Annotated in this window: 21 protein-coding genes and 1 pseudogene; 15 read left to right on the top strand and 7 right to left on the bottom strand. The window is 69.6% G+C overall.

Annotation, left to right across the window (positions count from 1 at the left end; translation table 11 throughout):
• Positions 1-743, top strand: a pseudogene (gene purH / locus VF522_RS15025) (bifunctional phosphoribosylaminoimidazolecarboxamide formyltransferase/IMP cyclohydrolase); the annotation flags it as partial.
• Between the two features lie 110 nt (positions 744-853).
• Here the strand turns inward: purH and hemL are convergent.
• Together hemL and thiD are read right to left on the bottom strand one after the other, a co-directional pair.
• Positions 854-2158 carry a glutamate-1-semialdehyde 2,1-aminomutase gene (hemL, locus tag VF522_RS15020; protein WP_330909095.1) on the bottom strand — a complete coding sequence of 435 codons (1305 nt, stop codon included), beginning with the start codon at positions 2156-2158 and terminating at the stop codon, positions 854-856.
• The gene (thiD, locus tag VF522_RS15015) at positions 2142-3074 is read right to left on the bottom strand and encodes a bifunctional hydroxymethylpyrimidine kinase/phosphomethylpyrimidine kinase (RefSeq protein ID WP_330909094.1); all 933 of its coding nucleotides are present in this window, start codon (positions 3072-3074) and stop codon (positions 2142-2144) included. The genes hemL and thiD overlap by 17 nt, the downstream gene beginning before the upstream one ends.
• A 93-nt stretch (positions 3075-3167) precedes the next feature.
• Between thiD and VF522_RS15010 the strand changes: the two genes are divergently transcribed.
• The 6 genes from VF522_RS15010 (at position 3168) to VF522_RS14985 (ending at position 13195) form a co-directional block, all read left to right on the top strand.
• Positions 3168-3341, top strand: coding sequence for a rubredoxin (locus VF522_RS15010; RefSeq protein ID WP_330909093.1), 174 nt, complete (start codon positions 3168-3170; stop codon positions 3339-3341).
• Positions 3342-3408: 67 nt separating this feature from the next.
• Positions 3409-3789, top strand: a complete 381-nt coding sequence (locus VF522_RS15005; protein ID WP_330909092.1) for a response regulator — start codon at positions 3409-3411, stop codon at positions 3787-3789.
• A 14-nt stretch (positions 3790-3803) separates the two neighbouring features.
• Entirely contained in the window at positions 3804-4169 is a 366-nt protein-coding gene (locus tag VF522_RS15000) for a response regulator transcription factor (RefSeq protein WP_330909091.1), read from the top strand.
• Between the two features lie 31 nt (positions 4170-4200).
• On the top strand, positions 4201-4731 hold the full coding sequence (locus VF522_RS14995) for a chemotaxis protein CheW (protein WP_330909090.1): 531 nt from the start codon (positions 4201-4203) through the stop codon (positions 4729-4731).
• A 22-nt stretch (positions 4732-4753) separates the two neighbouring features.
• Positions 4754-7003 carry a methyl-accepting chemotaxis protein gene (locus VF522_RS14990; RefSeq protein ID WP_330909089.1) on the top strand — a complete coding sequence of 750 codons (2250 nt, stop codon included), beginning with the start codon at positions 4754-4756 and terminating at the stop codon, positions 7001-7003.
• A 69-nt stretch (positions 7004-7072) separates the two neighbouring features.
• The gene (locus tag VF522_RS14985) at positions 7073-13195 is read left to right on the top strand and encodes an Hpt domain-containing protein (protein WP_330909088.1); all 6123 of its coding nucleotides are present in this window, start codon (positions 7073-7075) and stop codon (positions 13193-13195) included.
• A gap of 62 nt (positions 13196-13257) precedes the next feature.
• On the opposite strand, the gene VF522_RS14980 is transcribed toward VF522_RS14985, so the two are convergent.
• Positions 13258-14208 (bottom strand): DUF5996 family protein, encoded by a 951-nt coding sequence (locus tag VF522_RS14980; protein WP_330909087.1) that lies wholly within the window; start codon positions 14206-14208, stop codon positions 13258-13260.
• A gap of 54 nt (positions 14209-14262) precedes the next feature.
• Here VF522_RS14980 and VF522_RS14975 point away from each other — a divergent pair, with 54 nt between their 5' ends.
• Genes VF522_RS14975 through VF522_RS14950 form a run of 6 tightly spaced genes read left to right on the top strand, consistent with a single transcriptional unit; the run spans position 14263 to position 18881 of the window.
• The gene (locus tag VF522_RS14975; RefSeq protein ID WP_330909086.1) at positions 14263-14862 is read left to right on the top strand and encodes a YqgE/AlgH family protein; all 600 of its coding nucleotides are present in this window, start codon (positions 14263-14265) and stop codon (positions 14860-14862) included.
• Positions 14859-15278 carry a Holliday junction resolvase RuvX gene (gene ruvX / locus VF522_RS14970; RefSeq protein WP_330909085.1) on the top strand — a complete coding sequence of 140 codons (420 nt, stop codon included), beginning with the start codon at positions 14859-14861 and terminating at the stop codon, positions 15276-15278. The genes VF522_RS14975 and ruvX overlap by 4 nt, the downstream gene beginning before the upstream one ends.
• A complete protein-coding gene (gene pyrR / locus VF522_RS14965; RefSeq protein WP_330909084.1) occupies positions 15275-15793 on the top strand; it encodes a bifunctional pyr operon transcriptional regulator/uracil phosphoribosyltransferase PyrR in 519 nt (172 codons plus the stop codon). Before ruvX ends, pyrR begins: the two co-directional genes overlap by 4 nt.
• Before the next feature lie 3 nt (positions 15794-15796).
• Positions 15797-16768 (top strand): aspartate carbamoyltransferase catalytic subunit, encoded by a 972-nt coding sequence (locus VF522_RS14960; protein WP_330909083.1) that lies wholly within the window; start codon positions 15797-15799, stop codon positions 16766-16768.
• A complete protein-coding gene (locus tag VF522_RS14955) occupies positions 16765-18060 on the top strand; it encodes a dihydroorotase (RefSeq protein WP_330909082.1) in 1296 nt (431 codons plus the stop codon). The genes VF522_RS14960 and VF522_RS14955 overlap by 4 nt, the downstream gene beginning before the upstream one ends.
• Positions 18057-18881 (top strand): lysophospholipid acyltransferase family protein, encoded by an 825-nt coding sequence (locus tag VF522_RS14950; protein ID WP_330909081.1) that lies wholly within the window; start codon positions 18057-18059, stop codon positions 18879-18881. Before VF522_RS14955 ends, VF522_RS14950 begins: the two co-directional genes overlap by 4 nt.
• Here the strand turns inward: VF522_RS14950 and VF522_RS14945 are convergent.
• Positions 18871-19977, bottom strand: coding sequence for an ABC transporter ATP-binding protein (locus tag VF522_RS14945; RefSeq protein WP_330909080.1), 1107 nt, complete (start codon positions 19975-19977; stop codon positions 18871-18873). The two genes, VF522_RS14950 and VF522_RS14945, sit on opposite strands and share 11 nt — an antisense overlap.
• 14 nt (positions 19978-19991) lie before the next feature.
• Here VF522_RS14945 and VF522_RS14940 point away from each other — a divergent pair, with 14 nt between their 5' ends.
• A complete protein-coding gene (locus VF522_RS14940) occupies positions 19992-21671 on the top strand; it encodes an ABC transporter permease (RefSeq protein WP_414709536.1) in 1680 nt (559 codons plus the stop codon).
• A 3-nt stretch (positions 21672-21674) separates the two neighbouring features.
• Here the strand turns inward: VF522_RS14940 and VF522_RS14935 are convergent, their stop codons facing one another.
• From VF522_RS14935 to VF522_RS14925, 3 genes are all read right to left on the bottom strand, one after another.
• A complete protein-coding gene (locus VF522_RS14935; RefSeq protein WP_330909079.1) occupies positions 21675-21899 on the bottom strand; it encodes a hypothetical protein in 225 nt (74 codons plus the stop codon).
• 211 nt (positions 21900-22110) lie between these two features.
• Positions 22111-23634, bottom strand: a complete 1524-nt coding sequence (locus VF522_RS14930; RefSeq protein ID WP_330909078.1) for an aldehyde dehydrogenase — start codon at positions 23632-23634, stop codon at positions 22111-22113.
• Between the two features lie 29 nt (positions 23635-23663).
• Complete coding sequence (locus tag VF522_RS14925) at positions 23664-24350, bottom strand: GntR family transcriptional regulator (protein ID WP_330909077.1); 687 nt, start codon at positions 24348-24350, stop codon at positions 23664-23666.
• Positions 24351-24560: 210 nt separating this feature from the next.
• On the opposite strand from VF522_RS14925, the gene VF522_RS14920 reads away from it, so the two are divergent.
• Complete coding sequence (locus VF522_RS14920; RefSeq protein WP_330909075.1) at positions 24561-25808, top strand: ABC transporter substrate-binding protein; 1248 nt, start codon at positions 24561-24563, stop codon at positions 25806-25808.
• The last annotated feature ends 24 nt before the right edge of the window (positions 25809-25832 follow it).

Below are 25832 nucleotides of genomic sequence, written 5' to 3'. Positions count from 1 at the left end.
GCGGCGTGGCCATCGGCAAGGACGCTGCCGAAGCCTACGGCAAGGCCTTCAAGACCGACCCGACCTCGGCCTTCGGCGGCATCATCGCCTTCAACCGCCCGGTCGACGCCGACACCGCGCAGGCCATCGCCAAGCAGTTCGTCGAGGTGTTGATGGCGCCAGGCTACACGCCCGAGGCGCTCGAAGTCTTCCAGGCCACCAAGGCCAAGCTCAACGTGCGGGTGCTCGAGATCGCGCTGCCCAAGGGCGGCGCGACCGACTGGGACAACGGCCGCAACATGATGGACATCAAGCGTGTCGGTTCCGGCCTCCTGATCCAGACCGCCGACAACCATGAGCTCGCCGCCAGCGACCTCAAGGTGGTCAGCAAGAAGCAGCCGACGCCGCAGCAGCTCGAGGACCTGCTGTTCGCCTGGAAGGTCGCGAAGTACGTGAAGAGCAACGCGATCGTGTTCTGCGCGAACGGCATGACGATGGGTGTCGGCGCAGGCCAGATGAGCCGCCTCGACTCCGCGCGCATCGCCAGCATCAAGGCGCAGCATGCCAAGCTTTCGCTGGCGGGCACGGCGGTGGCGAGCGACGCCTTCTTCCCCTTCCGCGACGGCCTCGACGTGGTGGTCGACGCGGGCGCGACCTGCGTGATCCAGCCGGGTGGGTCGATGCGGGACCAGGAAGTCATCGCCGCCGCCGACGAGCGCGGCGTGGCCATGGTCTTCTCGGGCGTGCGCCACTTCCGTCACTGATCCTCGTCATCCCCGCGGAGGCGGGGATCCAGGGCATTGAAAGCAAAAGCGGCCATTCGGCCGCTTTTGTTCCTGGACGCCCTGGGCCCCCGCCTGCGCGGGGGTGACGCTCAGAGGGAGCGGAAGACTTCCTTGGCCGCGGCTACCGTCGCCGCAAGATCCTGCTCCGTGTGTGCCGAGCTCACGAATCCCGCCTCGTACAGCGCCGGCGCGATGTACACGCCGCGATCGAGCAGGCCGTGGAACAGCCGGCCGAATTTCGGCGCGTCGCTCTTCATCACCTGCGGGTAGTTCTGCGGCAATGCGGGAAGCAGGAAGAAGCCGAACATGCCGCCTTCGCAATCGGCCGCGAACGGGATGCCCGCCTCGGCCGCGGCAGCCGTCAGGCCGTCGACCAGGGAGCGCGTCTTGCGTGCCAGCGCGGGGAAGAAGTCCGGCTGCGCGATCTCCTTGAGCGTCGCCAGGCCGCAGGCCGTGGCGATGGGGTTGCCCGAGAGCGTGCCGGCCTGGTAGACCGGGCCGAGCGGCGCGAGCTGCTCCATGATCGCGCGCGGCCCGCCGAAGGCCGCCAGCGGCATGCCGCCGCCGATCACCTTGCCCAGCACCGTGAGGTCGGGGCGGAAGCCGGGGATCGCCTTCGCGTAGAGGCCCTGCGCGCTTCCGAGCGCCACGCGGAAGCCCGTCATCACCTCGTCGAGCACCAGCAGCGCGCCGTGCTGCGTGCACAGCTCGCGGCAGCGCGCCATGAAGGGCAGGCTGGCGCGCACGAAGTTCATGTTGCCCGCGATCGGCTCGATCACGATGCAGGCGATGTCCTTGCCGTGCTGCGCGAACGCTTCCTCGAGCTGGGCGACGTTGTTGTATTCCAGGACCAGCGTGTGCTGCACCACCTCGGGCGGCACGCCGGCGCTGGTGGGGTGGCCGAAGGTGGCGAGGCCGGAGCCCGCCTTCACCAGCAGGGCGTCGGCGTGGCCGTGGTAGCAGCCCTCGAACTTGACGATGCGGCTGCGGCCGGTGGCGCCGCGCGCCAGGCGGATCGCGCTCATCGCCGCTTCGGTGCCGGAGCTCACGAGCCGCACCATCTCCACGGCGGGCAGGTGCCTGACGATCTCCTCGGCCAGTTCGACTTCGCGCTCGGTCGGCGCGCCGAAGGAGAAGCCGTCCTGCGCCGCCTTCTGCACGGCTTCCAGCACGCGCGGATGGCCGTGGCCCAGGATCATGGGACCCCAGGAGCCGATGTAGTCGATGTAGCGCTTGCCGTCGGCGTCCCAGAAGTACGCGCCCTGCGCCCGCTGCACGAAGCGCGGGGTGCCGCCGACGGCGCGGAAGGCGCGCACCGGCGAATTGACGCCGCCGGGGATCAGCGCGCGGGCGCGGTCGAAGAGCTGCTGGTTGCGGTCAATGCTTTGTGTCATGGGCGGGGAAGTCGAAGCCCTCGGGGGAATCGGTGCCGGGCTCGTCGTCCTCGCCGTCGGCGGCTTCGGGCTGCGCCCAGAACAGCCGGTCCGGCACCACGTGGCCCATGCCGGGCCGGAAGCCGCCGTCGAGGCAGCGATCGAGATAGGCGAGCGCCTCGGTGGTGGCCGCCGCGAGGTCGGCGCCGCCGGCCACCAGCGCGGCGAGCGCGCCGGACAGCGTGTCGCCGGCGCCGGAGAACACGGCGTCGAAGCGCTCGAACTTCTCGCTGGCCAGCGTCGTCTGCGGCGTGGCGAGCACGTTCTCCACGAACTGCTCGGGCAGCGGCACGCCGGTCACCAGCGTATAGGGCACGCCCATTTCCGAGGCTGCCTTGGCGAGGTCGCGCGCGTTCGGGCTGCGCTCGCTGTTCCACTCAGGCAACAGCCAGCGCCACAGGGTGCTGTGGTTTCCTACCAACACGGTCGTCTGCGGCAACAGCAGTTCGCGGAAGGCATCTTCGTACAGGTCGGACAGGCCTTCGTCCCACCACGAGAGGCTCGGCATGTACGCGATGAGGGGCACGTCGGGATAGTCCGCGGCGATCTCCGCGATGGTCGCCAGCGCCTCGGGGCTGCCGGCGAAACCGACCTTGATCACCTGCACCGGGACGTCCTCGAGGATGGTGCGCGCCTGCTCTGCGACCGCGTCCTCGTCGAAGGCGAAATGGTCGAACACCTCGCCGGTATCGCGCACGTAGGCGCCGGTCACGATGGGGAGGGGATGGGCACCGACCGATGCGATCGCGGTGATGTCGGCGGCCAGTCCGCCGGCGCCGCTCGGATCGCTCGCGTTGAACACCATCACGCACGCCGGACCGGAATCTTCGCTTTCCGGTTCGTCCGGGCGTGTTTCGATAGGTGTGGAATTAGTCATGGGCCCGTGATCTTCGATGGCGGTCCGCTCGTGAAAGCGTAGGGAAAGGCCCCCGATACAATCGTTGCATTCTATTCGAACCCCCTTTAAGCTGTGACTGATACGAAGACCTGGATGTGTCTGATTTGCGGGTGGATTTACGACGAATCCGCCGGTTCGCCCGAGCATGGCATCGCCCCCGGAACCCCGTGGGAGCAGGTGCCGATGAACTGGACCTGCCCCGAGTGCGGGGCGCGCAAGGAGGACTTCGAGATGGTCCAGATCTAAAAGAACGCGGCGTTGGGACTCTGTCGAGGGATGCCGCTTGAGCAGTTACAAGTGAGGAGCGCTTCAAGTGAGCACCACTGGATTGAAGGTGTTGGTGATCGATGACAGCAACACCATCCGGCGCAGTGCGGAGATCTTCCTGAAGCAGGGGGGCCACGAGGTGTTGCTGGCCGAGGACGGGTTCGATGCCCTGTCCAAGGTCAACGACTACGAACCCAACCTGATCTTCTGCGACATCCTGATGCCGCGCCTGGACGGATACCAGACCTGCGCGATCATCAAGCGCAACGCCAAGTTCTCGTCCGTCCCGGTCGTGATGCTCTCGTCCAAGGACGGCGTTTTCGACAAGGCCCGCGGCCGCATGGTCGGCTCGCAGGACTACCTGACCAAACCATTCACGAAAGACCAGCTGCTGCAGACCGTGCAGCAGTTCGGCAGTGCGAAATAACAAGGAGTGATGCCATGGCCATCCGGAAAGTGCTCGTGGTCGACGATTCCAAGACCGAACTGATGTTCATGACGGACCTGTTGCAGAAGAACGGGTTCGCCGTGAAGACCGCCGAGAGCGCGGAGGACGCGTTCCGCCGCCTCGCCGAGGAAAAGCCCGACCTGATCCTGATGGACGTCGTGATGCCCGGCCAGAACGGCTTCCAGCTGACCCGCGCGATCTCGCGCGATCCGCTGTACGCCGACGTGCCGATCATCATGTGCACCAGCAAGAACCAGGAGACCGACCGCGTCTGGGGCATGCGCCAGGGCGCGCGCGACTACATCACCAAGCCGGTCGACGCGACCGAGCTCATGGCCAAGATCAAGGCCCTGGGCTGACGCGCCCGCGCCAGACCCGCAGTCCCTTCCCATGGCCAACCGCGAAGCCCTCCGAGAGCTGCAGAACCGGCTGGCCAGCCGGCTGCAGGCTGCCCGCGCCGAGGGTGTGCAGGCGGGCTGGCTCGCCGTCGAATCCGGCGGCGCCAGGTTCCTGTTCCCGCTCGCCCAGTCGGGCGAGATCTTCCCCTACGCGGCCCCCCAGACCGTCCCGTACACGCAGGACTGGTTCCTGGGCGTGGCCAACCTGCGCGGCGGCCTGTTCGGCGTCGTCGACCTGGCCAGCTACGTCAGCGGCCGGCCGCCCGCGCAGCGCTCCGACGCCGGCCGGGCCGAGTCCCGCCTCGTCGCGCTGAACCAGCTCCTCGACCTCAATTGCGCGTTGCTCATCGACCGGCTCGCCGGCCTGCGCAACACCGACGCCTTCGTCTCCTCCGGCGCCGCCCCCGAGGGCTCGCCCGGGTATTTCGGCAGCGGCTACACCGATGCCGGCGGCGCGTACTGGCAGGAGATCAACCTGCAGGCGCTGTCGCAACAACCGCAATTCCTGAGCATCAGCGCTTAGAACCTTCCCGAAGGCAGCACCCATGTCCGCTTTTTCCCTGAAGAACCTGTTTGCCAAGAAGCAGCCCGAGGAGGCCGACCCGTCCGTCACCCAGGAACTGAGCCTCGGGTCGCCGGTGACGTCCGCCAATGCCATCGACGCGGGCAGCACGCAGGACCCGGACACGCTGGGCGAGGAGTCGATCACCGAGGACGTCGACGAAGCGGAACTGATCCGGGTTCCCTTCCTCGGACGCCGCACGACGGCGACGCACCAGCGCGTGCTGTTCACGCTGCTGTCGCTGGCCCTGGTGGTGCTGGGCTCGGTGGCGATCTTCGCGGTGAACCAGGCGGACAAGGTCGCCCAGCAGGTGGCCGGTACCGGCAACGCGCTGATGCAGTCGCAGCGCCTGGCCAAGTCGGTGTCGCAGGCGCTGATCGGCAGCCCGCAGGCCTTCCCGGACGTGCAGGAGAGCGCGGTGGTGCTGGCGCAGACGGTCCGCGGCCTGAAGGCCGGCAACGACGAAATGCGACTCGCCGCGGTGACGCACGAGATGCAGCCGGACCTGGAGAAGATCGTGCCGCTGATGGAGCGCGCCGAGAAGAACGCCAAGACCGTGATGGGCCAGCAGAAGATCCTGACGCAGGTGGGCGCCGCGCTGCGCACCATCAACCGCCAGTCGTCCGACCTGCTGGAGATCGCCGAGACGGTGTCGTCGCTGAAGCTGCAGCAGAACGCGCCGCCTTCCGAGATCTCCGCCGCCGGCCAGCTGGTGATGCTGACCCAGCGTATCGGCAAGTCCGCCAACGAATTCCTGACCATGGAAGGCGTGTCGCCGGAAGCCGTGTTCCTGCTGGGCAAGGACCTGAACTCGTTCAAGGAAATCGCCCAGGGCATGCTGGATGGCAGCCCGGAACTGCGCCTGGCCGCCACCAAGGACGAACAGACCCGCGAGCGCCTCGACGCGCTGCTGAAGCTGTACGAACAGACCCGCACGCAGGCCGGCGCCATCCTGGGCAACCTGCAGGGCCTGGTGTCCGCGCGCGAAGCGCAGGCCTCGATCATTGCCGACTCCGAGCCGCTGCGCCGCTCGCTGGAGGACGTGCAGGGCAAGCTGTCCGCGCAGACCGGCCTGGGCGCCGCCGCGCTGATCGCGCTGGCCGTCTCCTCGCTGTTCGCCATCGGCTGCGCCATCGGCCTCGCCTACGTGCAGCTGCAGGACTCGCGGGCCCGCCAGGAACGCGCCGAATCGCAGCGCCACGAAGCCGAGCGCCAGGAGCAGGAAGCCAAGCGCGTGAACGACGCCAACCAGGCGGCCATTCTGCGATTGATGAACGAACTGCAGTCGGTGGCCGAAGGCGACCTGACGCAGGAAGCCACCGTGACCGAGGACATCACCGGCGCCATCGCCGACTCGGTGAACTACACGGTGGAAGAACTGCGGCAGCTGGTGGGCGCCGTGCAGAACACGGCGACCAAGGTGGCGCAGACGACGGCGCAGGTGGAATCCACCTCCACCGAGCTGCTGGCGGCCTCCACCGAGCAGCTGCGCGAGATCCGCGAAACCGGCCAGTCGGTGCTGGACATGGCGACCCGAATCAACACGGTGGCCGGCCAGGCGCAGGAATCGGCCCAGGTGGCGCGCCAGTCGCTGAGCGCCGCGGAGTCCGGCCTGCACGCCGTGCAGAACGCGATCGGCGGCATGAACGCGATCCGCGACCAGATCCAGGAAACCTCCAAGCGGATCAAGCGCCTGGGCGAATCCTCGCAGGAGATCGGCGAAATCACCGAGCTGATTTCCGACATTACCGAACAGACGAACGTGCTGGCCCTGAACGCCGCCATCCAGGCCGCGTCGGCCGGCGAAGCGGGACGCGGCTTCTCGGTGGTGGCGGAAGAAGTGCAGCGACTGGCCGAACGCTCCGCGGACGCCACGCGCCAGATCTCGGCGCTGGTGAAGGCGATTCAGACCGACACGCAGGACGCGGTGGCCGCCATGGAGCGCTCCACGCAGGGCGTGGTCGAAGGAGCCAAGCTGTCCGACAACGCGGGTACCGCGCTGACGGAGATCGACCAGGTGTCGCGCCGGCTCGCCGAGCTGATCGAACAGATCTCGATGTCCGCGTCCAAGGAAGCCGAGTCGGCCAACGTGGTGGCCGGCAACATCCAGCACATCTTCGCGGTGACGGAACAGACCGGTGAAGGCACGCGGTCGACGGCGCAGCAGGTGCGCGAACTGACCCGCATGGCGGAAGAACTGCGCCAGTCGGTGTCGCGGTTCAAGATCGCGTAAAGAGAACAAGGAACGGCGCCCGAGGGGAATCGGGGCGCCGGCCGCGCAGCGCGAAGAGACGGAACTTCAATGCAAGCGACCCAAGAAATCGATCTGGCGCACAACGACCTGGGCCCCCTGGCCTGGGTGCTGGACGAACTGCGCAAGTCCCTCGAGTCCGCTTCCTCCGCGTTGCGCCGCTTCGTGCGCGACACCGCGCAGGCCAAGGGCGAGGACATGGCCTCGGTCGACACCGGCCAGCTGCGCATCGCGCGCCAGCACATGCACCAGGCCGTCGGCGCGCTGGAGATGGTGGGCATGGGCGCCCCCGCGCACATGCTGCGCTGCATGGAAGCGGCGGCGCAGAAATTCATCGAGCGTCCCGAGCTGTGCACCGAGCAGGCCGCCGCCAAGGTGGAACGCGCCGGCTTCGCGCTGACCGAATACCTCGAGGCGATGCTGGGCGGCAAGAACGTGTCGCCGCTGTCGCTGTTCCTGCAATACAAGGACGTGCAGGACCTCACCGGCGCCGACCGCGTGCACCCGGCCGACCTGTGGGGCATGGACTGGCGCTGGAACGATTTCGAGCTCGCGTCCGCCGCGCCGGCGCTGCAGTACGACCCCGCGATCCGCGCCCGCATGGACCAGGCGGTGCTGAAGATCGTGAAGTCCGCCGATGCCGCGGCCGGCAAGGACCTCGCGGAAGTGAGCCTGGGCCTGGCGGCCACGCAGACGGCGCGCCAGCCGAGGATCTTCTGGAAGATTGCCGCGGGCTACTTCGAGGCGATCGCGCAGGGCCTGCTGCCCGCGGACGTCTACGTCAAGCGCGCGGCTTCGCGCGTGCTGCTGCAGTACGCCTCGCTCGCCAAGGGCGACCAGGGCGTGTCGGATCGCCTCGCGCAGGACCTCGTGTTCTTCTGCGCCCAGTCCGTGCCGAAGAACGCCGCCGACGCGCCGGCGCTGGCCGCCACGCGCCAGTCCTACGGCCTGGCCAAGGCGCAGCCGGTGGACTACGCCACCAGCCCCTTCGGCCGCTTCGACCCGGTGCTTCTGAGCCAGTTGCGCAAGCGCATCGGAACGGCGAAGGACACCTGGTCCGCGCTGTCGGGCGGCGAGGCGCACCGGGTCAAGGGCGTCAGCGAACAGTTCCACGGCGTGTGCGACACGCTGGTGAAGCTCTATCCGGGCTCCGATCCGCTGGCCAAGACGCTGGCCGGCGCCGTCGACGGCGTCGTCAAGAGCGGCAAGGCCCCCAGCGCGGAACTCGCGATGGAAGTCGCCACCGCGGTGCTGTACCTCGAGGCGGCCTTCCAGGACCTGGATCCGAACGACCAGCAGCTCGCCGATCGCACCGCGCGCCTGTCCGAGCGCCTGCAGAAGGTGGTCAAGGGCGGCCAGCCCGAGCCGCTGGAACACTGGGTCGAGGAACTGTACCGGCGCGTCAGCGACAAGCAGACGATGGGCAGCGTGGTGGGCGAGCTGCGCGGCACCATGAACGAGCTGGAGAAGCTGCTCGACCAGTTCTTCCGCAATCCGGCCGACAAGGGCCCGCTGCGCGACGCGCCGGCGTACTTCGCGCAGATGCGCGGCGTGCTGTCGGTGCTGGGGCTGGACCAGGCTTCGCAGGCCGTGATGCGCATGCGCGACACGGTCGAAAACATCATCGTGACGGAAGTCGAGGAAGAGAAGGCGCGCGCCGCCGGCACCTTCGACAAGCTGGGCATCAACCTCGGCGCCCTGGGCTTCCTGATCGACATGCTGAATTACCAGCCGACGCTGGCCAAGAAGCTGTTCGTCTGGGACGACGCCGCGAGCGAGCTGAAGCCGCTGATGGGCCGCGCCGAAGGCGAACCGGCACCGCGCGCCGCCGCGAAACCCGCGCCTGCCGCGAAGGCACCCGAGAGCGCGCCCAAGGCCGTGCCGGCGCCTGCCGCGCCCGGCCTCGGCCTCGACCTGCCGCCGCTGGAACTCGCGCCCGCCGCGGTTCCCAATGCCGCGCCTCCCGTTGCCGCTCCCGCACCGGTCGCGGCGGCCGCGCCCGTTGCACCTGCTGCCGCCGACGATGACGACGGCGACGCCGAGCTGCGCGAGATCTTCCTGGAGGAAGCGCGCGAGGTGGTGCAGAACGGCCTCGCCGCGCTGCAGGTGCTGGCCGACGAGCCCAAGAACATTTCCGAGCTGACCACGCTGCGCCGCGCCTTCCACACGCTCAAGGGCAGCTCGCGCATGGTGGGCCTCAACGAGTTCGGCGAAGCCGCCTGGTCGATGGAGCAGGTGCTCAACACCTGGCTCGCCGACCAGAAGCCGGCCAGCGACGAACTGCGCGCGCTGGCTACGCAGGCCATGCAGGGCTTCGGCCTCTGGATCGCCGACATCGCCGCGCACAACGAAGGCACCTGGAAGGCTTCGGTGTTCCGCACGGCCGCCGATGCGATGCGCACCGAAGGCCGGCTGGCGACGATCGACCTGCCCGACGCGCCGGCCGTGGCCGAGGCCGGGCCTGCGACCGCGCAGGACGCCGCCATCCTGTCCAACCTGGTGGCGCTGGACAGCGGCTTCGGCGACCTGCCGGAAGCCGGCGCGCCGGAACCCGCACCCGCCGTCGACGCCATCGAGTTCTCGCTGGACGACCTCTCCGCGGCCCAGCCGGCCGCGCCCGCGCCTGTCGCCGCGCCGGCGATGGACTTGCAGGACCTCGGTTTCACGCTGGACCTCGGGGACACGCCGGCCGAGGCCGCCGCGCAACCCGCCGAAATCGCGCCCGTGGCCGGCCTGCTGCCCGCGCTGGAACTCGATGTCCCGGCGAGCGAGCCCGAAACCGAGCGCGCGCCCGCCGCCGAAGCCCAGGAGCTGAGCGACGACGAACTGCCGGAGGAATTCCGCCAGTTCGGCAGCACCGCGATCCTGCCGAAGATCGACCTGCCGCAGCCGCCCGTGGCCGGGGAGATGCCCGAGCTCGCGGCCACCGCGATCCTGCCGCGCATGGACATCGAGCCGCCGGTGCGCGCGCAGCCGCCGGCGATCGAGCCGATGGAGATCGCGGGCATCGACTTCTCCAGCCTGTCCGCCGTGGCCGGCCCCGCCACGGAAGCCGAGCCGCCGGCCGCGAAGCCCGCGCCGGTGGCCGAGAAGAAGCACTTGCAGGTCGTGCCGCCCGCCGAGCCCGTGATCGAACCGGAGCCCGCGCGCGACGAGCAGGTCAAGGTGATCGGGACCCTGCGCATCGGCATCCCGCTCTACAACGTGTACCTCAACGAGGCGGACGAATGGTCGCGCCGCCTCGCCACCGAGATCAGCGAGTGGACGCTGGAGATGAACCAGCGCGTGCCGGATTCCACCGTCGGCTGGGCGCACGCGCTCGCCGGCAGTTCGGCCACCGTGGGCTTCCAGGCGCTGTCGGACATCGCCCGCGCACTCGAGCACGCCCTGCAGCACACGCAGCAGTTCGCCTGCGGCACGCCGGAGCATGCCCGCACCTTCACCGAGGCGGCCGAGGAAGTGCGCCGCCTGCTGCACCAGTTCGCCGCCGGCTTCCTGAAGGATCCGGAGCAGCGCCTGCTGCAGGCGCTGCACGCGCTGAAGGACATCGAGGGCGAGCTGCGCACCGACTCGCCGGAAAGCGAACTGCCCAAGGACTTCGTCGATCTCGATTTCACGCCGGCGAAGCCCGCCGCCGCGCCGGTGCGCCCGGTCGCGGCCTCGCCGATCGCCAGGCCGGCCGCCATCGTGCCCCCCGCCGCGCCGCGCGCGCCGGTCGTGAGCGTGGACGACGAGCAGATGGACGTGGTCGACGCCATCGACCCCGACCTGTTCCCGATCTTCGAGGAAGAGGGCGCAGAACTGATGCCGCAACTGGGCAGCTCGCTGCGCCAGTGGGCCTCGCGGCCCGAACAGCGCGAGCCGCGCGACCAGGTGCTGCGCGTCCTGCACACCCTGAAGGGCAGCGCCCGCCTGGCCGGCGCGCTGCAGCTGGGTGAACTGGCGCACCGCATGGAGTCCGAGGTGGAATACCTCGGCCACGACAACATCGCCGCGGCCGACATCGACGCCCTGCTGCACCGCTTCGACGCGATGCAGTCGCGCTTCGACACGCTGCGCGCCACCGGCGGCTTCGCGCCGGCGGAAGGCGAGGCGGCGCAGCCGCAGGCGTCCACCAGCGCCGCCGCCGCGGCGGTCGCGATGGCCCAGGCCACGCCGCAGCCGCAGCCCGAACCGGTGAAGCCTGTGGCGGCGGAAACGCCCCGGCACGCCGCGCAGCCGGCGTCCGCGCCCGCGCAGCCCGCCCCGGTGCGCAGCACCGCGATCGCGCTGCCGGTGCAGACCACCGTCACGCAGGCACGCCAGGCCGCCAACCAGGCGGTGCGCGTGCGTTCGCAACTGCTCGATCGCCTGGTGACGCAGGCCGGCGAGGTGATGATCACCCGCTCGCGCCTCGAGTCGGAGTTGAAGCAGCTGCGCGGCTCGCTGACCGACCTCACCGGCAACCTCGACCGCCTGCGTTCGCAGCTGCGCGAGATCGAGGTGCAGGCCGAGTCGCAGATGCAGTCGCGCATGGCGCAGGCCAAGGACACCGCCGCCGGCTTCGACCCGCTGGAGTTCGACCGCTTCACCCGCGTGCAGGAACTGACGCGCCTGATGGCCGAATCGGTGAACGACGTGGCCACCGTGCAGCGGAACATCCACCGCGTGGTGGAAGCGACCGAAGACGACCTGGTCGCGCAGGCGCGCCAGACGCGCGAACTGCAGCGCGACCTGCTGCGCACCCGCATGGTGGAGTTCGAGGGCATCTCGGACCGCCTGTACCGCGTGGTGCGCCTGGCCTCCAAGGAAAGCGCCAAGCAGGTCAAGCTGGACATCCTGGGCGGTTCCATCGAGATGGACCGCGGCGTGCTGGACCGCATGACGGCCGCCTTCGAGCACCTGCTGCGCAACTGCGTGGCGCACGGCATCGAAACGCCGGACGTGCGCGCGGCGGCCGGCAAGGACCCCAGCGGCAACATCGTCATCCACGTGCGCCAGGAAGGCAACGACGTCTCGGTGGAGTTCCATGACGACGGCGCCGGCCTCAACATCGCGCGGATCCGCGACAAGGCCCTGCAGCAGGGGCTGATCACGCCGCAGCAGCAGCTGTCCGACGACGAAGCCGCCAACCTGATCTTCCTGCCCGGTTTCTCCACCGCGCAGCAGGTGACCGAACTCGCCGGCCGCGGCATCGGCATGGACGTCGTCCGCGCCGAAGTCAACGCGCTCGGCGGCCGCATCGAAACGACCACCCAGGCCGGCCGCGGCACCAGCTTCAAGCTGGTGCTGCCGCTGACCACCGCGGTGACGCAGGTGGTGATGGTGCGCTCGGGCAAGCAGTCCATCGGCGTGCCGGCCAACCTGGTGGAACTGGTGCGCCGCGCCAGCCAGAAGGAAGTGCAGAACGCGTACAACACCGGCAGCTTCGAGTTCGCCGGCGAGCAGCTGCCCTTCTTCTGGTCGGGCGCGCTGCTGCAGTCCTCCACCCGCACCAGCGAGCCGCAGGGCAAGACGCTGCCGGTGGTGATCTTCCGCTCCGCCGCGCAGCGCGTGGCGGTGCACGTCGACGAAATCCTGGGCAACCAGGAAGTCGTGGTGAAGAACCTCGGCCCGCAGCTGGCGCGGCTGCCCGGCCTGGCCGGCATGACCGTGCTGGCCTCCGGCGCCGTGGTGCTGATCTACAACCCGGTGGCGCTGACGCAGGTGTACGGCGAGCAGGCGCGTGCGATGAGCACCGACCAGGCGAGCCCCGAGGCCCTGGGCGAAGGCGCGGTGCGCGTGGTCGCGCCGACGATCGTGCCGTCCGCGCCCGCGGTGCCGCTGGTGCTGGTGGTGGACGACTCGATCACCGTGCGCCGCGTGACGCAGCGCCTGCTGACGCGCGAAGGTTACCGCGTGGCGCTCGCCGCCGACGGCCTGCAGGCGCTGGAGAAGCTGGCCGAGGAACTGCCTGCGGTGGTGCTGTCGGACATCGAGATGCCGCGCATGGACGGCTTCGACCTGGCGCGCAACATCCGCGGCGACTCGCGCCTGGCGCACCTGCCGATCGTGATGATCACCTCGCGCATCGCGGAAAAGCACCGCGAGCACGCGAAAGAGCTGGGCGTGAACCACTACCTCGGCAAGCCCTATTCGGAAGAGGAGCTGATGAGCCTGGTGAAGCACTACAGCGTGCAGTCGGTGTCGGCGTAGCCGTCATCCCCGCGCAGGCGGGGACCCAGGGCATTCACAAAACGCGGCCGCCGGCCGCGTTTTCACTTCCTGATGCCCTGGATGCCCGCCTCCGCGGGAATGACGGCGTCGAGGGCGCCGCGCTCCCACTTCGCCAGCGTCGCCGCCGCCTCGTACGTGCTTTGCAGGAACGCCAGCAGCGCCTGGTCCGGATCTGCCGCCCTGCGCACCGCCTCGTAGGGCAGCACGAACTCGCCCAGCTGCGCGTTGTAGGTCGCGGCCTCCGGCCGCACCGGCCATTGCGCGAATCCCTCCGGCTGCGGATAGGCATAGCTGTAGAAGGCCGGCTCGCCCAGCCCCGCCCCGGGCCAGAAGCCGCAGCTGCTCACCTCGTGCGAATAGGCCTCGCGCATCACCCAGTCGGCCGTGTGCGGCGCGCCGCCCGGATGCGGCGGCGCCGTGCGGCCGGAAAAGCGCGTCACCGCGAGGTCCATCGCGCCCCAGAAGAAATGCACCGGACTCGCCTTGCCGACGAAGCGCGCGCGAAAGAGGCGCAGAACGCGATCGGCCTGCAGCAGCACGCGCCAGAAGCGCTGGGCCGCATCGCCGTCGTAGGGCCGTGGCGCCGTGTCCTCGTCGAAGGGGATCGCGTCCGCGATCTCGCAGGGCATGGTGCGGATCGCGAAGGGGATCTCCAGCGCGCGCAACGCTTCGAACACGCGTGCATGGAAGCTGGCGACCGACTGCGCCTCCAGCGCGACCTCGGCCGACCGGCCATCGCTCGCGTCCAGACGCAGGCGATGCGCGAGGAAATCGAACTCCGCCTGCCAGCTGCGCCCGCCGCAGGGCATCGCACCGGTGCCCAGGCCGCGCGCGGTAAGCGCGAAGGTCACGTGCCAGGAGTGGTTGGTCCAGGGCATGCAGGCGAGCTTGAGCTTGCCGACCACCTGCATCCAGCGGTGCAGGGCGTCGTGGGTGGGCTGCCAGTCAGGCCAGGGCAGCGGCGGCCAGGCGGAGTGGATGGGCTCGGACATGGGCATCTCCTGGGCGATCGCCGGAGCTTCCCACACTCCCATAAAATCCACGACATGGCCGAAGAGGCAGACTCGATGAACCTGACGCACCACTTCCTGATCGCCATGCCCGGGCTGCAGGACGCGTCGTTCGCGCGCTCGGTCGTGTACCTGTGCGAGCACAGCCCGCGCGGCGCGCTCGGGCTGGTGATCAACAAGCCGACCGACATCAACCTGAAGAACCTGTTCGAGAAGGTCGACCTGCCGCTGGGCCGCGACGAGCTGGCCCGCACCCCCGTGCTGCAGGGCGGCCCCGTGCAGACGGAGCGCGGCTTCGTGCTGCACGAGGCGGTGCACGCCGAGGGCGGCGACCCCAACGAGTCGATCTACGCCTCCACCATGACCATCCCCGGCGGGCTGGAGATGACCACCTCCAAGGACGTCCTGGAGGCGATCTCCACCGGCGCCGGCCCGCGCAGGCTGCTCGTCACGCTCGGCTATTCCGCCTGGGGCGAGGGCCAGCTGGAGTCGGAACTGGCGGAAAACTCCTGGCTGACGGTGGGCGCCGATCCCAGCGTGATCTTCGACACACCCATCGAGGAGCGTTACGAAAAGGCGCTCTCGCTGCTGGGCCTGCAGTCCTGGATGCTCTCGCCCGGAGCGGGACACGCATGAGCACCCTGCCGGTGCCCGAAGTCCCCCCGCAGTTCCAGACCTTTCTCGCTTTCGATTTCGGTGCCAGGCGGACCGGCGTGGCCGTCGGCAACCGCATGCTGCGCACCGCCACGCCGCAACCCACCATTCGCGCCGAGGGCAACGACGCCCGTCTGGCGGAAGCGCAGGCCCGGGTGACGGAGTGGCAGCCCGACGCGCTGGTCGTCGGCGTGCCCTTCCATCCCGACGGGGCGAGCCACGACAATACGGCGCGTGCGCGCAAGTTCGCCCGGCAGCTCCGCAGCCGCTGCGGCAAGCCGGTGTACGAGGTGGACGAGCGCTACAGCACGACCGAGGCCCTGGCCTCCGGAGCGCGCGACGCGGACGCGGCCTCGGCCTGCGTGATCCTGGAACAATTCATGAGGAGCCTGCCTTGAATCCCGCCTCCACCAACGGCACGCTGACGCTCGATGCCGAGGCGCTGTACCGCGAGCTCCTGCGCGGCGTGCAGAAACTGCACCGCGGCGACATGCGCCTGGTCGGCGTCACCTCCGGCGGCGCCTGGCTGGCCGAGCGCCTGCAGAAGGACATGGGCCTGGCCGGCGAGCCCGGCGTCATCTCCTCCGCGATGCACCGCGACGACTTCGCGCGGCGCGGACTGTCCGCCACCGCCCAGACCAAGCTCGATTTCGACGTCAACGGCGCCCACATCCTGCTGCTCGACGACGTGCTCTACACCGGCCGCACGATCCGCGCGGTGCTCAACGAACTGTTCGACTACGGCCGGCCGGCGTCGGTGCAGCTGGCGGTGCTGGTCGACCGCGGCGGCCGCGAGCTGCCGGTGCAGGCCGACTTCGCCGCCGCGCGCGTCTCGCTGCCCGCCGCTCAATCGCTGGCGCTGGCGCGCAATGCCGCGGGCCAGTTCACCTTCGACGTCGAGAGCGCGAGCTAACCCATGCTCTACAAACGAAACCCGCAACTGAACAAGAACGGGGAGCTGATCCACCTGCTCTCCATCGAAGGCCTGCCCCGGGACATCCTGACGCAGATCCTCGACACCGCTTCCAACTTCGTGAGCGTGAGCGACCGCGAGGTGAAGAAGGTGCCGCTGCTGCGCGGCAAGAGCGTGTTCAACCTGTTCTTCGAGAACAGCACGCGCACGCGCACCACCTTCGAGATCGCGGCCACGCGCCTGTCGGCCGACGTGATCAACCTCGACATCTCGCGCTCCTCGGCCTCCAAGGGCGAGTCGCTGCTGGACACCATCGCCAACCTGTCGGCGATGGCGGCCGACATCTTCGTGGTGCGCCACAGCGAATCGGGCGCGCCCTACCTGATCGCGCAGCACGTCGCGCCGCACGTGCACGTGGTCAACGCCGGTGACGGCCGGCACTCGCACCCCACGCAGGGGCTGCTGGACATGTACACCATCCGCCACTACAAGAAGGACTTCAGCAACCTCACGGTGGCGATCGTGGGCGACGTGCTGCATTCGCGCGTGGCCCGCTCCGACATCCATGCGCTCACCACGCTCGGCTGCGCCGAGGTGCGCGTGGTCGGCCCCAAGACGCTGGTGCCCGGCGACATGAAGGAGATGGGCGTGCGCGTCTGCCACTCGCTGGAGGAGGGCATCAAGGGCTGCGACGTCATCATCATGCTGCGGCTGCAGAACGAGCGCATGAGCGGCGCGCTGCTGCCGTCCTCGCAGGAATTCTTCAAGCGCTACGGCCTCACGCCGGAGCGCCTGACGCTCGCCAAGCCGGACTGCATCGTGATGCACCCGGGACCGATCAACCGCGGCGTGGAGATCGACTCCGCCGTCGTGGACGGCAAGCAGAGCGTGATCCTGCCGCAGGTGACCTTCGGCATCGCCGTGCGCATGGCCGTGATGGGCATCGTCGCCGGCAACGTGCGGGAGGCGGCATGAAAATCCTGATCAAGAACGGCCGGGTGATCGACCCGGCGCGCAACTTCGACGAGATCTGCGACGTCGCGGTGGCCGCCGGCCGCGTGATCGGCGTGGGCCAGGTGCCCGAGGGCTTCAGCGCCAACCGCGTGATCGACGCGCGCGGCTGCATCGTCGCGCCGGGCCTGGTGGACCTCGCCGCGCGGCTGCGTGAGCCGGGCCATGAGCACGAAGGCATGCTGGAAAGCGAGATGGCGGCGGCGGTGGCCGGCGGCGTGACGAGTCTTGTGTGCCCGCCCGATACCGATCCGGTGCTGGACGAACCGGGCCTGGTCGACATGCTCAAGTTCCGCGCCGAGAAGCTGCACCAGGCGCGCGTGTTCCCGCTGGGCGCGCTCACGCGCGGCCTCGCCGGCGAGGTGCTGACCGAGATGGCCGAACTCACCGAGTCGGGCTGCGTCGGCTTCAGCCAGGCCGAGGTGCCGCTGCAGAACACGCAGGTGCTGCAGCGCGCGATGCAGTACGCCGCCACCTACGGCTACACGGTGTGGCTGCGGCCGCAGGACTACCACCTGGGCAAGGGCGTGGCCGCCAGCGGCCCGCTCGCCACGCGCCTGGGCCTCTCGGGCGTCCCGGCGATGGCCGAGACGATCGCGCTGCACACGATCTTCGAACTGATGCGCGCCACCGGCGGCCGCGTGCACCTGTGCCGCATCAGCAGCGCCAAGGGCGTCGACCTCGTGCGGCAGGCGAAGCAGGAGGGCCTGGCGGTCAGCTGCGACGTCAGCATCAACTCGCTGCACCTCACCGACGTCGACATCGGCTACTTCGACAGCCGCATGCGCCTGTCGCCGCCGCTGCGCCAGCAGCGCGATCGCGACGCGCTGCGCGAGGCGCTCGCCGACGGCACCATCGACGCGCTGGTCTCGGACCACACGCCGGTGGACGAAGACGCGAAGACCCTGCCTTTCGCCGAAGCCGAGCCGGGCGCCACGGGACTGGAACTGCTGCTGGGACTGGCCCTGAAGTGGGGCCAGGAAAGCGGCGTCGGCCTGGTGCGCGCGCTGGCCGTGCTCACCAGCGAGCCGGCGCGCGTGCTCGGCACCTCGCTCGGCACGCTGCAGGCGAGCGCCGGCCAACTGGTGGACGGCGGCGTGGCCGACGTCTGCATCTTCGATCCGCAGGATGCATGGACGGTGACGCCCGCGCGGCTGCGCAGCCAGGGCCGCAACACGCCCTTCGCCGGCCACGAGCTGCCGGGACGGGTGCGCTTCACCATCGTCGGCGGCACGGTCGCCCACGAGGACCGGTGAGGTCGCTGCGCGCGCTCTGGCGTATCTCGCGCGTCCTGGTCCACGCGATCGCCGGCTGGTTCACGATCACGCTGCTGTTCCCGCGCTGGAACCAGCAGCGGCGCGACGCCACCGTGCAGGCCTGGTCGCAGCGCATGCTGGGCATCCTGGGCATCCCGCTGCACGTGCACGGACAGCCGCCGGCACGGGGTCCCGTGCTGCTGGTGGCCAACCACATGTCCTGGCTGGACATCCTGGTGATGCACGCGGCGCGGCACTGCCGCTTCGTGTCCAAGGCCGACGTCAAGCACTGGCCGCTGGTGGGCGCGCTGGCCACCGGCGGCGGCACGCTCTACATCGAACGCGAGAAGCGCCGCGATGCGATGCGCGTGGTGCACCACGTCGCCGAGAGCCTCAAGGCCGGCGAGATCGTCGCCGTGTTTCCCGAAGGCACCACGGGTGATGGCAGCGCGCTGCTGCCCTTCCACGCCAACCTGATCCAGGCCGCGATCTCCGCCGGCGCGCCGGTGCAGCCGGTGGGACTGCGCTTCGTCGATGGTGCGAGTGGCGAGGACAGCGATGGGCCGCTCTACCTCGGGGACGACACGCTGGTCGGTTCGCTGTGGCGCACGCTGGCGGGGGCGCCGTTCGCGGCGCACGTGCGCTTCGGTGAGCCGGAGCATGCGCAGGGGCGGGAACGGCGCGCGTGGGCGCAGGACCTGCGGGAAGAAGTGGACCGCCTTCGCCGTCATTCCCGCGAAGGCGGGAACCCAGGGCATCGAAGGGCCAGGGCGCAAGCCCTGGATCCCCGCCTGCGCGGGGATGACGGACCTAGACCGTGAACGACGCGATCGGCGCCGCCGCCGCGCCCCCTTCGCGCGGGAAGGTCACCACGTGGTCCACCTGCGTGCGGATGCCGATCCACTCGCCGACCTTGTGGTCGTGGTGGCTGGGCACGTGGGCCAGCAGCGTCTCGCCGGTCTTCAGGCGCAGCGTGTAGAGGAACTCCGAGCCGCGGAAGGCCTTGCGCAGGATCTCCGCCTTCACCGGCGCGTCGTCGTCGTGGATGATGTCGTCGGCGCGCAGCAGCACCTCGCACTGCGCCGAGCTGAAGGCGGCGGGCAGCGGACATTCCGCGCCGTCGGTGAGCGCGCCCAGCGCGGTGTGCACCACCACGTTGTTGCCCACGCGCTTGAGCGTGGCCGGCGCGAAGACGCCGTGGCCGATGAAGTCGGCAACGAAGCGCGTCGCCGGCCGGTGGTACAGCGTGTACGCATCGTCCCACTGGTGCAGCAGGCCCTCGTGCATCACGCCGATCACGTCGCCGATCGCGAAGGCTTCGAGCTGGTCGTGGGTGACGAAGAGGGCGGTCGCCTGTGCCGCCTTCAGGATGCCGCGGATCTCGTGCGCGAGCCGCTCGCGCAGGTCGACGTCGAGATTGGAGAAGGGTTCGTCGAGCAGCAGCAGCGTCGGCCGCGGCGCCAGCGCGCGCGCCAGCGCCACGCGCTGCTGCTGGCCGCCGGAGAGTTCGTGCGGCATGCGCTTCTCGGTGCCCGCCAGGCCGACCAGCTCGAGCACCTCGGCCACGCGCTGGCGGCGCCCGGCGCCCGGCAGCTTGCCTTCCAGCCCGAATGCCACGTTGCGGCCGACGTCGAGGTGCGGGAAGAGGGCGTAGTCCTGGAACACCATGCCGATCTGGCGGCGCTCCGCCGGCACGTGGACGCCTTCGCCTTCCACCGGCTGGCCCGACACCAGGATCGCGCCGGCACTCGCGGGTTCCAGTCCGGCCACCGCGCGCAGCAGCGTCGTCTTGCCGCAGCCCGAGGGGCCGATCAGCACGCCGATCTCGCCGGCGCGCAGCCCCAGCGACACGTTCTCCACGGCAGCCCGCGGGCGGCCGGGGTAGTGGACGGATAGCTGGCGCAGCTCGAGGTGCATGGCGACGATTCTAGATGCATACAATTCTCATTTACTTGACGCCCGACCTTCCTTCCCTTCCGCCGTCCCGCCTCGCGCGCGCCCTGATCCGGCGGCGGCTGCGCGACCTTCCGCTGCTCCTGCTCGCCGGAGCGCTGCTGCTGCCGATCCTGGCCGTGCTCGGCTCCTGGCTGTCGTGGAACGCGGCCAGCGGGCAGATCCTGCGGGAGATGGGCGCCACCGTCCTGCCCGACTACGCGCTGACGAGCATCGTGCTGTGCATCGCGGTGGCGGCCGGCGCGGCGCTGGTGGGCACGGCCGCGGCGGCGACGGTGACGCTGTTCGATTTCCCGGGACGCCGCACCTTCGAATGGGCGCTGCTGCTGCCGCTGGCCATGCCGGCCTACGTGGTGGCCTATGCGTACACCGACTTCCTGCAGTTCGGCGGACCGCTGCAGACCTGGATCCGCAGCCACTTCGGCCTGGAGGGCCGCGTGTTCCCGGAGGTGCGCAACCTGCCGGGCGCGGTGGGCGTGTTCGTGTTCTCGCTCTATCCCTACGTCTACCTGCTGGTGCGCACGGCGCTGGCCGAACGCGCCGCGCAGCTGATGGAAGCGGCGCGGCTGCTGGGCGCGCCGCTCGCGCGCCGCATCCGGAGCGTCGCCTTGCCGCTGGCCCGCCCGGCGATCACCGCCGGCGTCGCGCTCGCGCTGATGGAAACGCTGGCCGACTTCGGCGTGGCGAGCTACTTCGGCATCCAGACCTTCAGCACCGGCATCTACAAGGCCTGGCTGGCGATGGACAACCGCATCGCGGCGGCGCAACTGGCCACCTTGCTGCTGGCGGTCGTGGCGGTCTTGCTGGCGCTGGAGATGCGCGCGCAGCAGCGCCTGCGCTTCGCCGCCGGACGCAGCCGCGGCGGCGCCGACGCCCAGCCGGCGCGCCTGCACGGGAGAACGCGCGTCGCGGCCTGGGCGGTCTGCGGCTTGCCGATCCTGTTCGGATTCGTGCTGCCACTGGCCTTCATGCTGCGGCCGCTGGCCGCGGACTGGTCGGTGCTGCCCTGGGACCGCTTCCTGAATTGGGCCTTCAACAGCCTGCGGCTCGGCGCGATCAGCGCCGTGCTCGCCGTGCTGGTGGCGCTGCTGCTCGCGTACCGCCTGCGCCGCGCTCCCAGCGGCGTGGCGCGCGGCGTGGTGCAGCTCGCGGGCCTCGGCTACGCCGTGCCCGGGACCGTGCTGGTGGTGGGCCTGCTGCTGCCGGTGGGCTGGCTGCAGAGCACCTGGCCGCAAAGCGGCGTCGGCTACTGGATGACGGCGACCATCGTCGGCATCGTGTGGGCCTATCTCGTGCGCTTCGTGTCGGTTGCGCTGCAGTCGGTGCAGAGCGGCTATGCGCGCATCCCGGGCAGCCTGGACGATTCCGCGCGCATGCTGGGCACCGGCGGCGCGGCGCTGCTGGCGCGCGTGCACTGGCCGCTGCTGAAGCGCTCGGCTGCCGCCGCGGCGCTGCTGGTGTTCGTCGACGTGATGAAGGAGCTGCCGGCCACGCTGGTGCTGCGGCCCTTCAATAGCGACACGCTGGCGGTGGTGGCCTACCAACTCGCACGCGACGAGCGCCTGGGCGAGGCGGCATTGCCCTCGCTGGCGCTGGTGCTGGTGGGCCTGGTGCCGGTGATCCTGCTCAGCCGGACGCTGAGGGCCGGGAGCAGGTAAGGCTCAGGGCTCCTCGTGCCACTCCGGGCGCCGCGGCGGTTTGCGGAACACGACTTCGCCGGTGGGCACGTGGACCACGCGGATCTCGCTGTCGGGGCTGAAGCTCTTGGCGGCCAGGCTGACCGCGAGCGCGCGATCCTTCACCGCGTAGTGCCTCGAACCGTCGGCGGGCCAGAAGCGCCCGGCGATCGGGCGGCTGCTTTCGATGCGGTAGTCCGCAGATGTCATGGGGTACCTCTCCTATCGGCCGGCCTCTTCGGGCTTGGTGGCCTTCCATGGAGACGATCCTATGCGGCAGCCATGACATCCCCGTGACGTGTTTGCAAGCCACGGGTCAGGTGTGTAACCCTTGGAAATTGTGCGACGCAGCAGCGGGGAAACTGCCGTATGCGTCCTTAGGGAAACGGGTGCGGGGCCGCGCTGCCGGCCCCGCGCGCGATCAGTTCAGGCGGCGTTGCGCGGCCGTGTCCTTGTACCAGTCGAAGGGCGCGTCATCCAGCCGCACCATCACGCTCTTGGTCTCGAAGTGCTGGTCGAAGGATTCGGTGCCGCACTCGCGGCCGATGCCGGAGTCCTTCACGCCGCCCCAGGGCGACGCGGGGTCGAGCCGGTGGTGGTCGTTCACCCACACGATGCCGCACTTCAGGCGCGCGGCGACGCGGTGCGCACGCGTGACGTTGCTGGTGCGGATCGCGCCGGCCAGGCCGAAGTCCGAATCGTTCGCCATGGCGATCGCCTCTTCCTCGGTCGAGAACTTCGTCACCGACACGAAGGGGCCGAACACTTCCTCCTGGAAGATGCGCATCTTCGGGGTGACGTCGGCGAACACGGTGGGCTCGACGAAGAAGCCGTTGGCGAGCGCTGCGTCGGCGGGCACCTTGCCGCCGGCGACGAGGCGCGCCTTGTCCTCTTCCAGCCCGATGCGGATGTACTTGAGCACGCGTTCCTGCTGGCGCTTCGACACCACCGGTCCCAGCTGCACCGAAGCGTCGGACGGATTGCCGATGCGGATCGTCTTCGCCTTCGCCGCGAGCTTGGCGACGAACTCGTCGTAGATGCGCTCGTGCACGATCTGGCGGCTGCCGCAGATGCAGGTCTGGCCCGCGCCGATGAAGGCGCCGAAGGCTGCGTAGTTCACGGCCTGGTCGACGTCGAAGTCGTCGAACACCAGCACCGGCGTCTTGCCGCCCAGTTCCTGTGTCTGGTGCGCGAAGTTCGCGCCGGCCAGCGCGCCGGTGATGCGGCCCGCTTCCGTGCCGCCGGTCAGCACCCATTTGTTGATGCCGCGGTGTTCGGCGAGCGCCTTGCCCGTGGTGGGGCCGAGCCCGGTCACGATGTTGAAGCAGCCCGGGGGCAGGCCGGCCTCGACGAACAGCTGCGCGAGCCGCAGCGACGTGAGCGGCGTGTACTCCGAGGGCTTGACCACCGTGGTGCAGCCCGAAGCCAGCGTCGGCGCCAGCGACTTCACCATGATCATCAGCGGGTGGTTGAAGGGCGTGGAGTTGCCCACCACGCCCACCGGCGTGCGCAGCGTGTAGTTCAGGTAGTTGCCGTCCACCGGGATCACGGCGTCGCGCCGGGCGATGGCGAGGCCGGCGTTGTAGCGGAAGAAGTCGGGCAGGCGCGAGATCTGCGCGCGCGTCTCGTTGACCGAGCGGCCGTTGTTGGCCGTCTCCAGCTGGTACATCTCGTCCAGGTTCGCCTCGAACACGTCGGCCAGCTTGTTGATCAATCTGGCGCGCGTGCGGTTCGACATCCCGCTCCACTCCTTGCTCTCGAAGGCCGCCCGCGAGCTGCGCACCGCGCGGTCGACGTCGGCGGCGGTCGCATGGCTGATGCGCGCCAGCAGCTCGCCGGTGGCGGGGTTGAGCACGTCCAGGCGCTCGTCGCTGGAAGCGGGCACGTCGGCGCCGTCGATGAAGAGGCCGTGCACGCGGACGCGCGCGTTGTCGTTGGCAGGCATGGGAACCCTTTCTGTGGTCTGTTCGGAATTCAGCCGGGGACGACCATGCGCGAGATCGCGGTGCTGACGCGCTTGCCGGCGGCGGCGATGTGCTTTTCCGCCAGCTTCTCCGCCTTGCGCGCCTGCCGCGCCTGCAGCGCGTCGATCATTTCGCAGTGCTCGCGCACCACGGACTGCGGGTCGCCCTTCTTCACGTTGGCCACGCTCACCAGCACCGCGCGCTCCATCTGGTCGATCAGGTCGGCGAGGTGGTCGCGCATGCGGGCATTGCGCGCCAGCTCCGCCAGGCTGCGGTGGAAGGCGCGGTTGTAGGCCACGAAGCCGCCCTCCCATTCGGCGGGGAGGAAGCGGCGGAAGCGGTCCAGCGTGCGCAGCTGCTCGTCGCTCGCGTGGCGCACGATGCGCTCCATGCAGGCGCGCTCCAGCGCGGCGCGCAGGTGGAACATGTCCTCGACGTCGGCCAGGGAGATCGAGGCCACGCGGTAGCCCTGGCGCGGCAGCGCCAGAACCAGGCCTTCGCGCTGCAGCTGCATGAGCGCGTCGCGCACCGGCGACTTGCTGATGCCGAAGCGCAGCGCCAGCTCGCCCTCGCGGATCTCGGCCCCCGGCGCCAGCGTGCAGGCCAGGATGTCGGCGCGCAGCTGTTCGTAGACCTGCTCGCGCAGCAGGCGACTGGAGGCGGGATCGGGCGTGGGAACAGCGGCGAGCACGGACATCGTTGGCTTGAAATCGGGGCTTCCTGAGATATCAGGCGGGCGGTTCATGATATCTCAGCGCCCCGGCTTGTCCACTCTGGAGATCGGTGGAATCCCTGTCGTGGTATTCCCCCATTGGAGGGTGGATCGGGCTTCCTTATCGTCCGCGACTCGCAGCCCTGATATCTCAAGGCGCGCCAAAACGGCCCGGAGCCGACCCAAGGAGACACGATGTTCAGGAACAGGCTTTCCATCGCTTCGGCGGCCGCCTTGCTGGCCGCTTCCGCTTTCAGCGTGCCCGCGCACGCGCAGGGCGAGCCCTTGCGGCTCGGCTTCCTCACCATCAAGTCCGGCGCGCTGGCCGCGGGCGGCAAGCAGATGGAGGACGGGCTCAAGCTGTTCCTGAAGGAGCGCAACTACCAGATCGCCGGCCGCAAGGTCGAACTGTTCACCGCCGACACCGGCGGCCAGCCGGCGATCACCAAGACCAAGGCGCAGGAGCTGGTGGAAAAGGACAAGGTCCACGTCATCATCGGCCCGCTGGCGGCCTTCGAGGCGCTGGCGGTGGACGACTACATCCGCAAGGCGCAGGTGCCGGTGATCTCGCCCTCGGCGGCCGCCGAAGACCTGACGCAGCGCAAGCCCAACCCCTGGTTCGTGCGCGCCGTCGGCACCTCGGCCCAGCCGAACCATCCGCTGGGCGAGTACGCCGCCAAGGACCTGAAGTACAAGCGCATCGCGATCATCGCCGACGACTTCGCCTTCGGCCACGAGATCGCCGCCGGCTTCCAGCGCACCTTCGAGGAGAACGGCGGCAAGGTGGTGCAGAAGCTGTGGTCGCCGCTGAACGTCGCCGACTACGGCAGCTACATCAGCCAGATCAACCCGAAGGTCGATGCCGTGTTCGCGGCCTTCGCCGGCGGCAACGGCGTGAAGTTCCTCAAGCAATACAACGAGTACGGCATGAAGGGCAAGATCCCGGTGCTGGGCGCGATGACCACGGTGGACGAGGGCGTGCTCAAGATGATGGGCGACGAGGCCCTCAACGTCGTCTCCTCCGGCTGGTACACCGCCGGCATCCAGAACGCGAACAACAGGAAGTTCGTGGAAGCGATGCAGCGCGAGTACAAGGAAGACCCCGGCTATTACTCGATCGGTGCCTACGGCGCGGCCCTGATGCTGGAGCAGGCCGTCAAGTCCCTGAACGGCAAGGTGGAAGACAAGGAAGCCCTCATGGCGGCCCTGCGCAAGGTGGACCTCACCGCCGACCCGCGCGGCCACATCAAGCTGGACAACCTGGGCAACCCGCTGATGGACGTCTACATCCGCAAGGTGGAGCGCAAGGACGGCAAGCTGGTGAACAGCGTCGTGAAGACCTATCCGGCCGTCAGCCAGTTCTGGAAGTACGAGCAGAAGGACTTCCTCGCCAGCCCGGTCTACTCGCGCGACTATCCGCCCGCGAAGAACCTGGAGAAGTAAGCGCTGCGCGCAGCGGGAGTCCGC

Origin of the sequence: Ramlibacter sp. (assembly GCF_036383835.1) — a bacterium.
GTDB lineage: Bacteria > Pseudomonadota > Gammaproteobacteria > Burkholderiales > Burkholderiaceae_C > Ramlibacter.
This window is presented reverse-complemented; position numbering and strand designations above follow the sequence as displayed.

Bases quoted from the DNA above. Each gene is read 5' to 3' on its own strand.
- hemL (WP_330909095.1), bottom strand. From the start codon at position 2,158: ATGACACAAAGCATTGACCGCAACCAGCAGCTCTTCGACCGCGCCCGC.
- thiD (WP_330909094.1), bottom strand. From the start codon at position 3,074: ATGACTAATTCCACACCTATCGAAACACGCCCGGACGAACCGGAAAGC.
- VF522_RS15000 (WP_330909091.1), top strand. From the start codon at position 3,804: ATGGCCATCCGGAAAGTGCTCGTGGTCGACGATTCCAAGACCGAACTG.
- VF522_RS14995 (WP_330909090.1), top strand. From the start codon at position 4,201: ATGGCCAACCGCGAAGCCCTCCGAGAGCTGCAGAACCGGCTGGCCAGC.
- VF522_RS14990 (WP_330909089.1), top strand. From the start codon at position 4,754: ATGTCCGCTTTTTCCCTGAAGAACCTGTTTGCCAAGAAGCAGCCCGAG.
- VF522_RS14985 (WP_330909088.1), top strand. From the start codon at position 7,073: ATGCAAGCGACCCAAGAAATCGATCTGGCGCACAACGACCTGGGCCCC.
- VF522_RS14980 (WP_330909087.1), bottom strand. From the start codon at position 14,208: ATGTCCGAGCCCATCCACTCCGCCTGGCCGCCGCTGCCCTGGCCTGAC.
- VF522_RS14975 (WP_330909086.1), top strand. From the start codon at position 14,263: ATGGCCGAAGAGGCAGACTCGATGAACCTGACGCACCACTTCCTGATC.
- ruvX (WP_330909085.1), top strand. From the start codon at position 14,859: ATGAGCACCCTGCCGGTGCCCGAAGTCCCCCCGCAGTTCCAGACCTTT.
- VF522_RS14960 (WP_330909083.1), top strand. From the start codon at position 15,797: ATGCTCTACAAACGAAACCCGCAACTGAACAAGAACGGGGAGCTGATC.
- VF522_RS14955 (WP_330909082.1), top strand. From the start codon at position 16,765: ATGAAAATCCTGATCAAGAACGGCCGGGTGATCGACCCGGCGCGCAAC.
- VF522_RS14945 (WP_330909080.1), bottom strand. From the start codon at position 19,977: ATGCACCTCGAGCTGCGCCAGCTATCCGTCCACTACCCCGGCCGCCCG.
- VF522_RS14940 (WP_414709536.1), top strand. From the start codon at position 19,992: ATGCATACAATTCTCATTTACTTGACGCCCGACCTTCCTTCCCTTCCG.
- VF522_RS14935 (WP_330909079.1), bottom strand. From the start codon at position 21,899: ATGACATCTGCGGACTACCGCATCGAAAGCAGCCGCCCGATCGCCGGG.
- VF522_RS14930 (WP_330909078.1), bottom strand. From the start codon at position 23,634: ATGCCTGCCAACGACAACGCGCGCGTCCGCGTGCACGGCCTCTTCATC.
- VF522_RS14925 (WP_330909077.1), bottom strand. From the start codon at position 24,350: ATGTCCGTGCTCGCCGCTGTTCCCACGCCCGATCCCGCCTCCAGTCGC.
- VF522_RS14920 (WP_330909075.1), top strand. From the start codon at position 24,561: ATGTTCAGGAACAGGCTTTCCATCGCTTCGGCGGCCGCCTTGCTGGCC.